The sequence below is a fragment of the Pseudomonas borbori genome (assembly GCF_900115555.1).
In the GTDB taxonomy this organism is placed as follows: Bacteria; Pseudomonadota; Gammaproteobacteria; order Pseudomonadales; family Pseudomonadaceae; genus Aquipseudomonas; species Aquipseudomonas borbori.
On record NZ_FOWX01000003.1, the window covers coordinates 138,503 to 152,216 of the forward strand.

Annotated in this window: 15 protein-coding genes; 7 read left to right on the forward strand and 8 right to left on the reverse strand. The window is 63.2% G+C overall.

What is annotated here, in order from left to right; genetic code table 11:
* Positions 1-317: 317 nt before the first annotated feature.
* The 7 genes from BM315_RS03230 to BM315_RS24615 form a co-directional block, all read right to left on the reverse strand.
* Entirely contained in the window at positions 318-1,289 is a 972-nt protein-coding gene (locus BM315_RS03230) for a threonine/serine dehydratase family protein (RefSeq protein WP_090497764.1), read from the reverse strand.
* A gap of 36 nt (positions 1,290-1,325) precedes the next feature.
* On the reverse strand, positions 1,326-2,315 hold the full coding sequence (locus BM315_RS03235; protein ID WP_090497766.1) for an ornithine cyclodeaminase family protein: 990 nt from the start codon (positions 2,313-2,315) through the stop codon (positions 1,326-1,328).
* Between the two features lie 96 nt (positions 2,316-2,411).
* Positions 2,412-3,734 (reverse strand): NAD(P)/FAD-dependent oxidoreductase, encoded by a 1,323-nt coding sequence (locus BM315_RS03240; RefSeq protein ID WP_090497767.1) that lies wholly within the window; start codon positions 3,732-3,734, stop codon positions 2,412-2,414.
* 195 nt (positions 3,735-3,929) lie between these two features.
* The gene (locus tag BM315_RS03245; RefSeq protein ID WP_090497769.1) at positions 3,930-4,610 is read right to left on the reverse strand and encodes an aspartate/glutamate racemase family protein; all 681 of its coding nucleotides are present in this window, start codon (positions 4,608-4,610) and stop codon (positions 3,930-3,932) included.
* A gap of 29 nt (positions 4,611-4,639) precedes the next feature.
* Positions 4,640-5,302, reverse strand: a complete 663-nt coding sequence (gene otnC, locus BM315_RS03250; RefSeq protein WP_090497771.1) for a 3-oxo-tetronate 4-phosphate decarboxylase — start codon at positions 5,300-5,302, stop codon at positions 4,640-4,642.
* A complete protein-coding gene (otnK, locus tag BM315_RS03255; RefSeq protein WP_090497772.1) occupies positions 5,299-6,573 on the reverse strand; it encodes a 3-oxo-tetronate kinase in 1,275 nt (424 codons plus the stop codon). Before otnK ends, otnC begins: the two co-directional genes overlap by 4 nt.
* Positions 6,570-6,713: a hypothetical protein gene (locus BM315_RS24615; RefSeq protein WP_170862152.1), complete on the reverse strand. Its 144-nt coding sequence runs from the start codon at positions 6,711-6,713 to the stop codon at positions 6,570-6,572. The genes otnK and BM315_RS24615 overlap by 4 nt, the downstream gene beginning before the upstream one ends.
* Before the next feature lie 662 nt (positions 6,714-7,375).
* On the opposite strand from BM315_RS24615, the gene BM315_RS03260 reads away from it, so the two are divergent.
* Complete coding sequence (locus BM315_RS03260) at positions 7,376-8,701, forward strand: NAD(P)/FAD-dependent oxidoreductase (protein ID WP_090497774.1); 1,326 nt, start codon at positions 7,376-7,378, stop codon at positions 8,699-8,701.
* Between the two features lie 52 nt (positions 8,702-8,753).
* On the opposite strand, the gene BM315_RS24620 is transcribed toward BM315_RS03260, so the two are convergent.
* Positions 8,754-8,906 carry a hypothetical protein gene (locus BM315_RS24620; RefSeq protein WP_170862153.1) on the reverse strand — a complete coding sequence of 51 codons (153 nt, stop codon included), beginning with the start codon at positions 8,904-8,906 and terminating at the stop codon, positions 8,754-8,756.
* A gap of 89 nt (positions 8,907-8,995) precedes the next feature.
* Here BM315_RS24620 and BM315_RS24920 point away from each other — a divergent pair, with 89 nt between their 5' ends.
* From BM315_RS24920 to tatC, 6 genes are all read left to right on the forward strand, one after another.
* Positions 8,996-9,124, forward strand: a complete 129-nt coding sequence (locus tag BM315_RS24920; protein WP_244527241.1) for an OprD family porin — start codon at positions 8,996-8,998, stop codon at positions 9,122-9,124.
* Positions 9,125-9,503: 379 nt separating this feature from the next.
* The gene (locus tag BM315_RS03265; RefSeq protein WP_090497776.1) at positions 9,504-10,841 is read left to right on the forward strand and encodes an OprD family porin; all 1,338 of its coding nucleotides are present in this window, start codon (positions 9,504-9,506) and stop codon (positions 10,839-10,841) included.
* 323 nt (positions 10,842-11,164) lie between these two features.
* Positions 11,165-12,019, forward strand: coding sequence for a GNAT family N-acetyltransferase (locus BM315_RS03270; RefSeq protein WP_090497778.1), 855 nt, complete (start codon positions 11,165-11,167; stop codon positions 12,017-12,019).
* Between the two features lie 36 nt (positions 12,020-12,055).
* On the forward strand, positions 12,056-12,283 hold the full coding sequence (gene tatA, locus BM315_RS03275; protein WP_090497781.1) for a twin-arginine translocase TatA/TatE family subunit: 228 nt from the start codon (positions 12,056-12,058) through the stop codon (positions 12,281-12,283).
* A 12-nt stretch (positions 12,284-12,295) separates the two neighbouring features.
* The gene (gene tatB, locus BM315_RS03280) at positions 12,296-12,637 is read left to right on the forward strand and encodes a Sec-independent protein translocase protein TatB (RefSeq protein WP_090497783.1); all 342 of its coding nucleotides are present in this window, start codon (positions 12,296-12,298) and stop codon (positions 12,635-12,637) included.
* Entirely contained in the window at positions 12,634-13,431 is a 798-nt protein-coding gene (gene tatC, locus BM315_RS03285) for a twin-arginine translocase subunit TatC (RefSeq protein WP_090497785.1), read from the forward strand. The genes tatB and tatC overlap by 4 nt, the downstream gene beginning before the upstream one ends.
* The last annotated feature ends 283 nt before the right edge of the window (positions 13,432-13,714 follow it).

Below are 13,714 nucleotides of genomic sequence, written 5' to 3' on the forward strand. Positions count from 1 at the left end.
CTCCGGTAATGTCTGCCGATCTGTTGATGACAGCTTGATGAATACAATCTTATGGATATCAGCGCGACGGAGATGCTGTATTGCCGCGAGACTCAGCAGTTACTACTTGAATCTGCAGCAAGTCTGGCATTTTCCGCGGCGTCCGTTGTTCGATAGAACTCGCTATGCCTGCGCAGCCTGGTCAAGCCTGGCTCGAGCGGCAGAAGCAAGGTTCCTTAGCCAGGGATTGGCCGCGTGCCACTGCTGCGCAAATGCCTGGATCGCGGGCAGGTGGAGCATGGACGCTCCCAACATGTCCAGGCCCTCCATGCGAACGCTTACTCGCCAGCGCTGTATACCTCGGCCAGGTCGCACAGATCCCAGTTGCCGCCGCTCAGCACCACGCAGACCTTTTCATCCGGCCGCACCTTGACCACGCCCGCCAGCAGAGCGCCGATGCCGATTGCGGCGGCGGGTTCGGCGATCAGTTTCGCGTCCTTGGCCAGGGCGCGCATGCCCTGGACGATATGCTCGTCCTCGACCAGGACGATCTCGTCCACGTAGCGCTCGATGATCGGGAAGGGGTTGCGCCCCGGCACGCTTAAGCGCAAGCCGTCGGCGATGGTGTTCAGCAACGGCAGCGAGGTGCGCTCCTTGTTCAAGCGGCTGTGATAGTACTTGGGCGTCAGCGCCGGCTCGGCACCGACCACCCGCACCGACGGCTTGGTTTCCTTGATGGCCGTGGCGATGCCGGAAATCAGGCCGCCGCCGCCCATGGGGACGATGACGGTATCCACATCCGCCAGATCCTCGAGGATTTCCAAACCGATGGTCCCCTGGCCGGCCATCACCAGCGGGTCTTCGAAGGCATGCACGGGCACGTAGCCGTTTTCCTCGGCGATTTCGTACACCCTTTTCCAGCGCGCGGCGTTGTCGCCATCGAACAGGACCACCTCGGCACCGAGGGCTTGCGTATTGGCGATCTTGATCTTCGGGGTGGTCACCGGCAGCACCAGGATGGCTTTCACGCCGAGCATGCGCGCGGCGTAGGCGAGCCCCTGGGCGTGATTGCCGGACGAGGTGGCGATGATGCCGTTGGCGATCTCCTCCCTGGGCAGCGAGAGCGTCTTGTTCAGCGCGCCGCGAATCTTGAACGCCCCGGTGATCTGCAGGGTTTCGGGCTTCAGATAGAGCTGACAACCCACGGCTTTCTCTATCTTCTCCGCGCGCAGTAGCGGCGTATGTTTGATATGGGGTTTCAGCCGCTCCTGGGCTTCCCGAATGTCCTGAATGGTTGGATGGTCGCGCATATGATGTCCTCTCTCCTATTACTGAAAAATCACGCTTCAAAGGAACGCGAAGAAGGTTCCGACGTTGTTTTTCAGCGCATTGCGATAGATTTTTTCGGCGGTGGTGTTGTCCTGGATGGCCATGCCGGTGGAGTCGAAGATGGTGATTTCTTCATCGTTCTCCCGGCCCGGCTTGGTGCCCAACAGAATCTCGCCGAGCTCGCCGTGGATATCGTCCAGGGCGATGATCTTCTCGTTCAGCGGATGCCAGGTTTCCCCTTTGTCGATGCACTGCGAGATCGAGTCGTTGACGATCTTGGCGTGCCTGAATATCTCGGGTTCGAACTCCTGCTTGCCTCTCATATCCGTGCCGATGGCGACGATGTGGGTGCCGGGTTTCACCCAGCTCGCCTCCACCAGTGGGCCTTTGCCACGGGTGGTGGTGATCAGGATATCCGCCTGTTCGACCGCCTCCTGCTTCGAATCGGCCAGGATCACGGGGATACCGAACTCCTCTTCGATATCCGCCTTGAAGCGCTCGCGCGTCTCCGGGTTTCTGCTCCAGGCATGGATCTCTTCGATCTGCATCACCAGGCTGATGGCGCGAATCTGCATCCGCGCCTGGTTGCCGGTGCCGATGCAGGTGACCTTCCTGGCGTTCTTTCTCGCCAGCGCCTTGACCGAGACGGCGCCGGATGCTCCGGTCCTGAGACCGGTGAGCAGACTGCCATCCATTACGCAGATCAGCGCGCAGCTGTTGGCATCGAACAGCAGAGCGCTGCCCATGCCGTTGGGCACGCCATGCGCCGTCGGGTTATCGAGGAAGCCGCCGGAAGAGGCTTTCATCGAGATGATTTCATTGGTCTTGCAGTAGCCGACCTTGAAGTCGATCTCGCCACGCGGCTCCGGCAGATGGATGCCGATATAGTCGGGCTGTACCACCTGTCCGCCACTGAAGGCCTTGTAGGCCTCCTCCACCGTGCCGATGACCTCCTTCATGGAGATCAAGTTGCCGACTTGTTCTTTGCTGAGCAGCAAGGTTTTCATCTACGGGATCTCTATGTTTTCTGGAGGAAATCGCCCCGACTCGATCTTGATTTCCATCACCGGGGTCGGCTATCACGAGCTAGCCATCGGCAAAGCTCAGATCGCGCCTACTTCCATCTTCGAGCCATCGTTCAAGCGCGACAGGCGGAACGGTTTGGGGTCGACACAGGGCGTATCGTTGGCGACCAGGTCAGCCGCCAAGTGGCCGATCCCCGGCCCCAGGCCGAACCCATGCCCGGAACAGCCCGCCGCCAGGAAGAAGCCTGACACCCCGTCCACGGCGGAGATCACCGGCACTGCATCGGGCGTGAAATCCACGTAGCCTCCCCAGGCCTCGGCCACGTCGATGTTCGCCAGTGCCGGGAAGCGCGTTCTGACCCGCTTGAGAATCTCGGCAACGGCCTCGGGCCGGGCCTCGGGATCGAGCACACGGGTACGCTCGAACGCGGAGGGTTTATCCGAACCCCAGCCTGCCAACCCTTCCGGGCCGTGGATGAAGGACTCACCGATGCCGAATTCCATGGCGGCCAAGCGCTTTATGAACATGGGCATGAAGGCCTTCCCATAGCGCATGCCCTGCGGCGTGATGTCGAGCCGAGCCTTGCCGCTGATGGCAATCGTATAACTGCCGTCGAGGCGGCGGGTGAGCGCGAAATCCGGCGTGTAGATCGCATCTCCGAGGTTCGGCGCCGGGCGCGTCCGCAGGGCGGTCTGGCGCACGCTCGCTTGTGGAAAGCGCAGCCCGTGACGTCGACAGAACGCCGATGCCCAGGCGCCGGCGGCACACAGGACCGCATGGGTGCGGATGACCCCTCTCTCGGTGATCACACCGGTCACCGCGCCGTTGGTGATGTCGAGACCGTAGGCGGCGCAGTTCTGGTGGATGCTCGCACCAAGCGCCCGCGCGCCCTCGGCGATCCCCGGCGCAGCGAGCGCGGGCTCCGCCTTGCCGTCATCGACCGAGTGGATGCCGCCCAGCCATTGCCGCCCCGCCGCCGGGATCTCGGCTGTGGCCTCCGCGGGGCTCAGCATCCGCGTATTGATATCGAACTGGCGCGCCGTCTCCTGCCATGCATCCCATTCGGCGAGTTGCTTGGCATCGTGAGTGGCGTACTTGAGGCCGCAGCGGCGAAAGCCGAGATCGATACCGGTCTGCGCGGTGAGCTCGTCCCATAGCCGCAAGGCTATGCCTGACAGCGGCAGCTCGCGGGCATCGCGGTTCTGCTGACGGCACCAACCCCAGTTGCGGCTCGACTGTTCGCAGCCGACATTGCCCTTCTCGATAAGAGCGACCGAGAGCCCCCGTTTTGCCAGGAAATAGGCGGCGGTAGCGCCGATGATGCCGCCGCCGATGATCACGGCATCGGCATGGGCAGGAAGCTTTTCGTCGCTGTGGATGCGTTTTATCGAGGGAGACATGCCAGGAATCTCATCTGATTATGGGTTAGCAGGCCGTTGGAAAATCCAGGCGAGGCCACTTGGATGGTCAAGAGCCCATTAGCGATCATTACGCCATGTATCGCATGCGAAGCCGTCTCGTTTTCACGCCACTGAATCGCAGAAAAGTTTGTATTGATGGCTTGGCACAGCACGATTTGCCAACCGCTCGAGTAGTCACTGGCTCTTGGTACCGTCGGGGCATTCGGTGCAGAACCTGACGATCTCCCCTATCAGCAACGGCGGGCTCGCCAGCACGCGACAGCTCAGATCCGCGGCAAGCGCGTCGCGCAAGTGCGCCAGCGATGCCTGAGCAAGCACCAGCACATCCACCTCGTTGGAAATCTCGCTAGCCGCCTCATAAAGAATTGCGTCATGCCGCGCACGATCACCGGCCACTAGCGCCTGATAGGCCTCGGGGCGCAGCACCGTCTTGATCGTGATGTCGCGCCCTTGCTCTGCGGCATGTGCGTGCAGTAGTGCGCTGCTCGGTTCGACCGTGCTGGCTGCCGTGCACAACAGGCCGATGCGCGGGCCGCTGCATACCGCTTGCGCTGCCATCGGGTCATCGATCTTGAGGATCGGCTGCGGCACGATGCGCCGCGCGATATCGACGGCCGGAGATGTCGACGAACAGGTGACGACGATCAAGTCGGGCTGCGCGTCCGCAGCCAGCACGATCTGATCGATCACACGCCGGTAGACCAGTGGCTGCGGCGCGCCGCGCAACAGGTCCTGCAACAGGCTTTCGTTAAGAATGTGGAAGCAGTCGGCGGTGGGCATCTCGGCGCGCATGCGCGCCCTGAAATCCTCGATCAGGAAACCGACGGTATGGATAAAGGCAATGCGCTTGGTCATTCAGAACTCTCCTGCAAGCATGGTGTTTCCTAGATCTCGAGCTTGAAGACCGACTTGAGCTCTTCGATCTGCTCCGCGTTCAAAGGGCTGGTCGGCGTATTGCGCAGCATCAGGAACAGCTTGGCCGTCTCTTCCAGTTCCTCCGTCGCGTAGACGGCCGCTTCGAGCGAGGTACCGGAAACCACCGGTCCGTGGTTGGCAAGCAGCACAGCACAATGCTTGCCCGCAAGGCCGCGAATCGCCTCGCCGAGCGCAGGGTCGCCGGGGCGGTGATAGGGAATCAGCGGCAGGCGGCCGACCTTCATCACGAAGTACGCCGTCAAGGGCGGGATGCAATCGTCATGGTTCAGGCCGCACATGCAGGAAACGGCGGCGGAATGCGTGGAATGCAGGTGCACGATAGCGCCCGCGCCCGCACGCTCCTCGTACATCGCTCGATGTAGGAAAGCTTCCTTGGAGGGCGCATCGCCGTTGACGTGACGGCCGTTCCAGTCGAGCTTAGCCAGGCGTGCCGGATCGAGGCTACCGAGGCAGACATTGGTCGGCGTCAGCAACCAGCCGTCGTCCAACCGCACGCTGATGTTGCCGCTGCTGCCGGCGGTCAAACCGCGGTCGAATAGCGAGCGCCCGAAGCGGACGATCTCTTCGCGCAATGCGGCTTCGTCGCGGCCGGTGGAAATCATGATGCTCATTGCAGTTTCTCCCAGGCCTTGAGGAAGAAATCCTCGCTGCCGAAATTGCCGGACTTGAGTGCCAGCGCCAGCGGTTGCCTGCCGTCGTCGTGCAGGGTGCTGGTCCACGGCACGCTAGGATCGATTTCGCTGCCGATGCGTAATCCCTTCACGCCGAGCGCCTTGACCACCGCGCCGGAAGTCTCGCCGCCAGCCACGAGCATCTGGCCCACGCCAAGCCGTATCAGCCCGCTCGCGATTTCCGCCAGCGCGTTTTCCACCAGTTCGCCTGCATGCGCCACGCCGAGTTCGGCCTGCACCTCCCTGACCGTATCCGGTGTGGCCGTGGCATAGATCAATACCGGTTGCTGCGCGATGCGCGCGCTCGCCCAGTCGAGCGCGGCGGCAACGAGGTCCTCGCCGCGCTCCAGCCGCAACGGATCGATACCGAACGAGGGGAAGGACGCGCGCATCACTTGCACCTGCTGCTGCGTGGCCACCGAACAACTGCCCGAGATCACGGCGCGCAAACCGCCAGTCTTCGGCAGCGCATCGGCAACGACGTTCTCGGCAAGCAGGCCGCTGCGGCGAAAGTTCTGCGGCAAGCCGAGCGCGATGCCGGAGCCACCAGTCACTAGCGGCAGATCGACACAGGCCGCGCCGATCGCGTCGAGATCCGCATTGGACAGCGCATCGACTATGGCCAAACCGTGGCCCTGCTGGCGCAGCGCGTCGAAGCATTCGCGGATCGCCGCATCGCCCCTGCTCACCGTTGCGTAATCGACGAGGCCGATCTTGCGCTGCGCCTGCCGCTGCAGCACGCGCACCAGGTTCGCATCGGTCATCGGTGTCAACGGGTGGTTGCACATGCCGGACTCGGAAAGCGGCACATCGCCGACGAACAGATGGCCCTTGTAGAGGGTACGTCCATTGGCGGGCAGGGCCGGACAGGCGATAGTGAAATCGGTGTCCAGCGCCTGCATCAAGGCTTCGGCGACGGGGCCAATGTTGCCGCGCGGCGTGGAATCGAAGGTCGAGCAATATTTGAAGTAGAACTGCCGGCAGCCTGCCTGCCGCAACCAGCGCAACGCGGCAAGCGACTCCGCCACCGCATCCTCGACCGGACTGGTACGCGACTTCAACGCGATCACCACCGCGTCGACATCAGCGGGTAGCGGACCGTCCGGCACGCCGATCAATTGCACGGTGCGCATACCCGCCTTCACCAGCGCGCCGGCGAGGTCCGTGCCGCCGGTGAAATCGTCCGCGATGCAACCCAGCAGCGCTGTCATGGCCTGTCCCTCAGGATGTCGCCGGCAAAGGTTGCTGTTTGCCCGTCGATGTCCAGGCGCACGCACGAGCGGTTGGTTTCCGCCAGACAAGTAAATCGGTGGTTGAAAACAACCGTCTTCGCTGTCGCAGGGTTAATCATGTTCTCGTCTCCATGTTCAACGAATTCTCACCGCCGGAGGCCGCATGCTTCGCTCGACGAACAGGCTCTTGCCCAGGGTCTGGAAGCATGCTTTCGCCTCTGAGAGCCGATTTTGCGTGGCGCGTATTCGTGTGTTTCATTACGCCACGCATCACCTACGAGGCCGTCTCGTTTTCACGCCCCCGACTCGAAGAAAAGTTCGTATTGACGGCTTAGCGCAGCACGATCTGCCGGCCGCTCGAGCGATCGACAAACAGGCGCTCGATGAGGTAGTTCGCTGCGCATACCAGGCATGCCAAGCCGTTGCCGGTCTGTTGCAGAGGGCGCCCAGGGTTGCCTCCAGGCGCTGGATCTTGCGCGGGATATCGTCGCCCCTTGGCACACAGACATGGTGGATAAGAACCTGAGTTACCAGGGACGCTGAATGGTGCGACGCCCGCAGCACAAACTTCCGAGCTCGCCCTCGAAAACGCCCGATTCTGCGATTGCGCACGCCAAATACGACAACCCACTTCGGGCCGAGCTACCTAATATGGATTCAACGCAACGGTATCGGCGAACAGGCCGATACTTGCCGCAGCCTATTCCGCGGCTCCAAATCGCCCCAACAGCATTGCTCGCTGCAAAGCCATCAAACAAAGGCTTCACCCCAGGAGAACAGAATGCCGGCTCCCTTGATCACCATTGCGTCCACACCGGAGCTACCAGAAAGCGCCGATGCCGTCGTCATCGGCGGCGGCATCATCGGCGTATGCGCCGCCTATTACATGGCCCGTCAGGGTATGAGTGTTGCTGTCCTCGAGAAGGGCCGCATAGGCGCCGAGCAATCCAGTCGCAACTGGGGTTGGTGCCGCCAGCAGAACCGCGACGCACGCGAGCTGCCGTTGTCCACCAAGAGTCTCGCGCTCTGGGAGGAGATCACCGCCGACCTCGACGAGGACCTCGGTTTCCGCCGCTGCGGCTTGCTCTACCTGTCGGATAACCAGGCCGAGTTGGACGGCTGGGCGAAATGGCGCGACTTCGCGATCACCCAGGGCGTTACCACCCATATGCTGAGCGGCGCCGAAGCCACGCAACGCGGCGCGGCGACCGGCAAGCCCTGGCTGGGCGGGGTGTTTTCGCCATCCGACGGCATCGCCGATCCGGCGCGGGCCGCGCCGCTGATCGCCAAGGGCGTGCTCAAACATGGCGGCTCGCTGCATCAGTTCTGCGCCGCCCGCGGTATCGAGACCGAGGCGGGCCGGGTGTCGGGAGTGATTACCGAAAAGGGCGTAATCAAGACCCGGCAGGTGGTGATGGCCGGCGGTGCCTGGGCCTCCTCCTTCTGTGCCCAGCTCGGCATTCGCTTTCCGCAGGCGTCGATACGCTCCAGCATCCTGTCGGTCATGCCGGGGGCCCAGGGGATTCCCGATGCCCTGCATACCAGCGAGGTGACCGTCACCCGGCGCGGCGACGGCGGCTATACCCTGGCCATTTCCGGCCGGGCCTGCGTGGATCCGACGCCGCAGCAACTGCGCTTCGCCTCGTATTTCCTGCCGATGTTCGCCAAGCGCTGGCAGATGCTCTCCCCCGGCGATCTGCAGGGTTGGCAGTACGGCCACGAGACGCGCAGCAAATGGGCGCTCGACCGGCCTACACCGATGGAGCGCGTGCGTATCCTCGATCCGCGCCCGTCGGAGGCGATCCTCAGGGATACCCTCGCCCGCGCCCGGCGCCTGTTGCCCGCCCTGGGCAGCGTGCCGGTTCAGGCAGGTTGGGCCGGCTATATCGACAGCACCCCGGACGGTGTGCCGGTGATCGACCAAGCGCAAAACCTGCCCGGTTTCATTCTGGCCGCCGGCTTCTCGGGCCACGGTTTCGGCATCGGCCCCGGCGCCGGGCGCCTGATTGCCGAACTGGCGACGGGCAAGACGCCGTTTGTGGACCACACTCAATACACCCTCGCCCGTCTGAACAAAGGGGCTTGGGGTAAGGTTTCCGACTTCTAACAGTCTTCCCTCGCTGTTTGGGTGGGAGCCTTGCTCCCGTCTTTTTCCTTATTCAGCTCAACACCACTCGCAGAAAAGTCGACAGCTCGAACGAGCGACCGCCTATCAGGCTTTCATAGGCGAACCGATCAAGCGCGAGTTCCGATGCAGTGGACACCGCCCAACCATTGCCGCCCCAGATACCGCCCGCCGATGTCGTCGCCATGCCTGGCCCACCTCACGGGCGAAGCGTGCGAACAACCGCTTTCCTGACGACCCTCCGCGCAGACAAGCAGAAAGGCCCAGTTAACGGGCATGCCCGCCACCCTCATCCGGCTGACGCACTCGGTTCAATACGGCGATTTCAACGCCCCCGACGAGCGCTGCATGGCGATCCGCTACGACCTGCTTCGGCGCGCGACCTTCCCTCATAGCCCGCTCTGATAGCGACGCCGGCAAAGCCAATCCAGATCCGAACCCTGCCTACCTCGGCTGGGCCGATGGCGACAAAAAAATCGGCCTGATATCGATTCTTTCCTAGCGCTTTTCAAACCTTCGCCATGCCTTTCCGGCTCAGGACTTTCGCCTCCGGGCAAAAAAACAGCCAAGCAGTTACTGCTGATAGCGAGCCCCGTCCAGGTAAAAAATACGGCCTACAGAAGCGCTACTTGAGGAATCTACCGAATTGTCTTCAGCCTCTTGCCAGGCCCCGGCACCAGTGGGATACAGACGCCGCGCCTTGGGCGAGCCCTGCCCGGCCGCGCCAGTTCTGCAGCGGTTCTTCTGAACGGCTACGCGAATAATAAAACCTATGGAGTAGACCATGAACGTCGTGAAACCCAGCCTTCTCGCCCTGGCGGTCACCGCCGCCTCGCAATTTGCCGTAGCCGGCCAGCAGCAGGAAGCCAACGGCTTTATCGAAGACAGCAGCCTGAATCTGCTCAACCGCAACTTCTACATGAACCGCGACTTCCATGATGGCGGCAGTAACGGCGAGGGCATCAATGGATCTAAGCCCGCCAGCGAACGCAACGGTTATCGCGAGGAATGGGCGCATGGCGCCATGCTCAATTTCGCCTCCGGTTTCACCCAGGGCACGGTCGGCTTCGGCGCCGATGCCTTCGCCTATGGCGGGGTCAAGCTGGACACTGGCCGCGGCCGGGTCGGCGCAGGTCTGCTGCCGATCAGCAACAACAAGACTGCCGACGCAGAAGTGCCGGACTCCTTCGGCGAGATCGGCGGCGCGGTGAAGATGCGCGTCTCCTCCACCGAGCTGAAGTACGGCGAACAGCGCCCGACCGCCCCGGTATTCGCCATGGGTGACAACCGCTTGCTGCCGGAAGTGGCCACCGGCTTCCAGCTGTCGAGCAGAGAGTTCGACAAGCTGTTCCTCGAGGCCGGCCACTTCACCGCGTACAACGGTAGAAACTCGACCAACTCGGATGACGCGCTGACCTCCAGCTACGCCGGCGTCGAGGCCGACAGCATCGATTTCATCGGCGGCTCCTACAAGGTCAACGACAACCTCAGCCTGATGGCCTACGCCAGCGAGGCCGAAGAGGTCTGGCGCCAGTACTTCGGCCGCGCGGCCTACGTGCTGCCGCTGGCCGACAAGCAGGCGCTGGACTTCACCCTGGCGGCCTACAAGACCAGCGACGAAGGCGAGGCCCGCGCCGGCGAGATCGACACCACCAGCTGGTCGGCGCGTGCCGGCTACGCCTTCGGCCCGCACAAGCTCAGCCTGGCCTACCAGAAGATCGATGGCGACGAGACCTTCGACTTCTACGGGGTCGACTCGATCTGGCTGGCCAACTCGGTGCAGTACGCCGAATTCAACCGTCCTAACGAACGGTCTGTCCAAGTACGTTATGACCTGAACATGTCCGACTTCGGTGTGCCGGGCCTGACCCTCATGACCCGCTACATCAAAGGCGACCAGATCGATTTCACCAAGGCCGATCCGACCGGCCTCTATTTCCGCGCCGGAGTCGACGACGAGAAGCGTTGGGAGCGCGACGTGGAAGCCAAGTATGTGGTCCAGTCGGGCTCGGCCAAGAATCTGTCCTTGCGTCTGCGTCAGGCGACCTACCGCGCCAGCTCGTTCGACAAGGGTACCGATGAGGTCCGCCTGATCATCGAGTACCCGCTGAGCCTTCTGTAAGCACAGTCATCGCTTTGCTCTGCCAAGGACGGCCGATTTTTTGCAGGCACTCTCCACGCTCCTTTGCCTTCAGACGCCCAACCGGGCGTCTTTTTTTTTGCAAGGCGATAAGCCCCCCGCTCGCGCCCCTGGCGAGGAAATTGCCCCCGGTATTTGCTACCGCCCCACGCCCCCACTCGAGCAGTAACTGTGGCCCGCGCAAGCCTTCACTTGGCGAATCTGCCGAATTGCTCCGCGCCTATTGTCATGCCCTGGCGCAGGTGGGATACAGACACCATCGACCGCACCCTCGACGCCGTGCGGCCCCTTCATGGAGACCTGTCATGTCCACCCAGAACCATCCCTACACCTACCGTCCTATGACCGCCGCCGACGTCCCGGCCGCCCATGCCCTGTCGGTGAAGCTGAAGTGGCCGCACCGTCTGGAGGACTGGGCGATGCTGCAACGCGTCGCCGAAGGTTTCGTCGTCGAGGATGCCGGCCAACTGATCGGCACCGCCTTCACCTGCCCGCAAGGCGCCTACGCCACCATCGGCCTGGTCATCGTCAGCGACGACTATCAGGGCAAGGGCATCGGCCGCCGGCTGATGGAGCAGGCCCTGCAGGCCTGCGGCTCGGCGACGGCGGTGCTCAACGCCACCCTCGCCGGCGTGCCGCTGTATGCCAGCCAGGGCTTTATCGAGTTCGGCCGGATCAACCAGCATCAGGGTCAGGTCCAGGCCGTAACGCCCCCTGCCCTGGCGGCCGGGGAAAGCTGCCGAAACGCCACCGCCGACGACTGGCCCCGGCTGCTGGAGCTGGCCAAGGCCGGCAGCGGCCTGGACAGAACCCGTGTGTTCGACGAGCTGCACGATGCGATCGAGCGCACGGTGATCCTCGAGCGTGACGGCCAACCCTGTGCCTTCGCCATGCTGCGCCCCTTCGGCCGCGGCCGCGCCATCAGCCCGATCGTCGCGCAGAACCCCAAGCAGGCCAGACAGCTGATCGCCGAGTTGCTCGCCGAGCTGCCGGGGGCCTTCGTGCGCCTGGATATCCAGGCCGACAGCGGTCTCGGCGAATGGCTCAGCGCCGCCGGTCTGCCGCAGGTCGACAGCGTCGCGCAGATGGCCCGTGGCACGCCGCCCCAGGCCACCGGCGGCGTCCAGCAGTTCGCCCTGGTGACCCAGGCCATTGGCTGAGCTGCACAATCCAACATTCACTATGGAGTACGAATCATGGGCATAGGCGGCATCAGCATCTGGCAACTCCTGATCATCCTGTTGATCGTGGTCATGCTGTTCGGCACCAAGCGCCTCAAGGGCCTGGGCTCGGACCTGGGCGACGCGATCAAGGGCTTCAGGAAATCCATGGGCAACGACGACAAGCCGGCGGTGGACGAGCACAAGGGCCAGACCATCGACGCCCAGGCGCGCAAGGTCGAACAACCGAGCAACAAATACTGAAGGCCCGGCGCCATGTTCGATATCGGCTTTGCCGAACTGCTGCTGGTTGGCATCGTTGCCCTGCTGGTGCTAGGCCCCGAGCGCCTGCCCGGTGCCGTGCGCACCGCCAGCCTGTGGATCGGCCGGATCAAGCGCAGCTTCAGTGCGATCAAGGCCGAGGTCGGACGCGAGATCGGCGCCGACGAGATCCGCCGCCATCTGCATGACGAGCAGATCCTCGACCTGGAGCGCGAGATGAAGGCGATGAAGCAGGACATCCTCACGCCCAGGCCGACCGCGGCCGCCGGCAACAGCGCCGAAGCCACGCCCACTGCCGCGCAAACGACCAGCCAGGACAAGACCGCGCAAGCATGAACCGACTCCCGGACAGCGCCCAGGAAATGCCCCTGGTGTCGCACCTTACCGAACTGCGCACGCGCCTGCTGCGCATCGTGGGCGCCGTGCTGCTGCTGTTTGCCGGGCTGTTCTACTTCTCTCAGGAAATCTACGCGCTGGTCGCCGCGCCCCTGCGCGCCTACCTGCCGATCGGGGCGACCATGATCGCCACCGGCGTCGCCTCACCCTTCCTCACCCCGTTCAAGCTGACCATGATGGTCGCTGTGTTTCTGTCGATGCCGATCATCCTGCATCAAGTCTGGGGCTTCATTGCACCGGGCCTGTACCAGCACGAGAAGCTCATCGCCGTGCCGCTGCTGATCTCCAGCATCCTGCTGTTCTACGGCGGCATGGCCTTCGCCTATTTCGTGGTGTTCCCGATCATGTTCGGCTTCTTCGCCAGCGTCACCCCGGAGGGCGTGGCGATGATGACCGACATCGGCGAGTACCTGGATTTCGTCCTTACCCTGTTCTTCGCCTTCGGCGTGGCCTTCGAGATCCCGGTGGCGACCTTCCTGCTGATCTGGGTCGGCATCGTCGACGTGGCCAGCCTGCGCAAGAGCCGGCCCTATGTGGTGGTCGGCTGCTTCGCCGTGGGCATGCTGCTGACACCGCCAGACGTGCTCTCGCAGACCCTGCTGGCCGTGCCGATGTGGTTGTTGTTCGAGACCGGAGTGTTCTTCGGCGGTCTGGTCAAGAAGCGCGACACAGAGCAGCGCGAGGTCATTGAGCCGGAATCTGAAGTTCAGCCGAACGCTCCGCCGTATCCCTGAGCTTTCGTTGGGTTTCGCCCATTGCCTCCAGCAGGCTTGGGTCCGGCAGAGTCGCGGCGCGCGGGCCGGTATCGAAATAGCTCAGTGCCTCGATCGCCAGCAGGCTTGCCTGGCTCGGTCCTGCGTGGAGAAAACGGCCGCGGAACCGGCGGCCAGGGCCAACAGAACGAGTGCCAGGAAACATTTCAGCGTTGTGCGCATGACCAGTCCTCCTTGTCTGATGAGAAAGGCGGCCGTGCGGCCGGACAGCGACTCAGTGGACGTGATCAGGGATTCAGCCGCT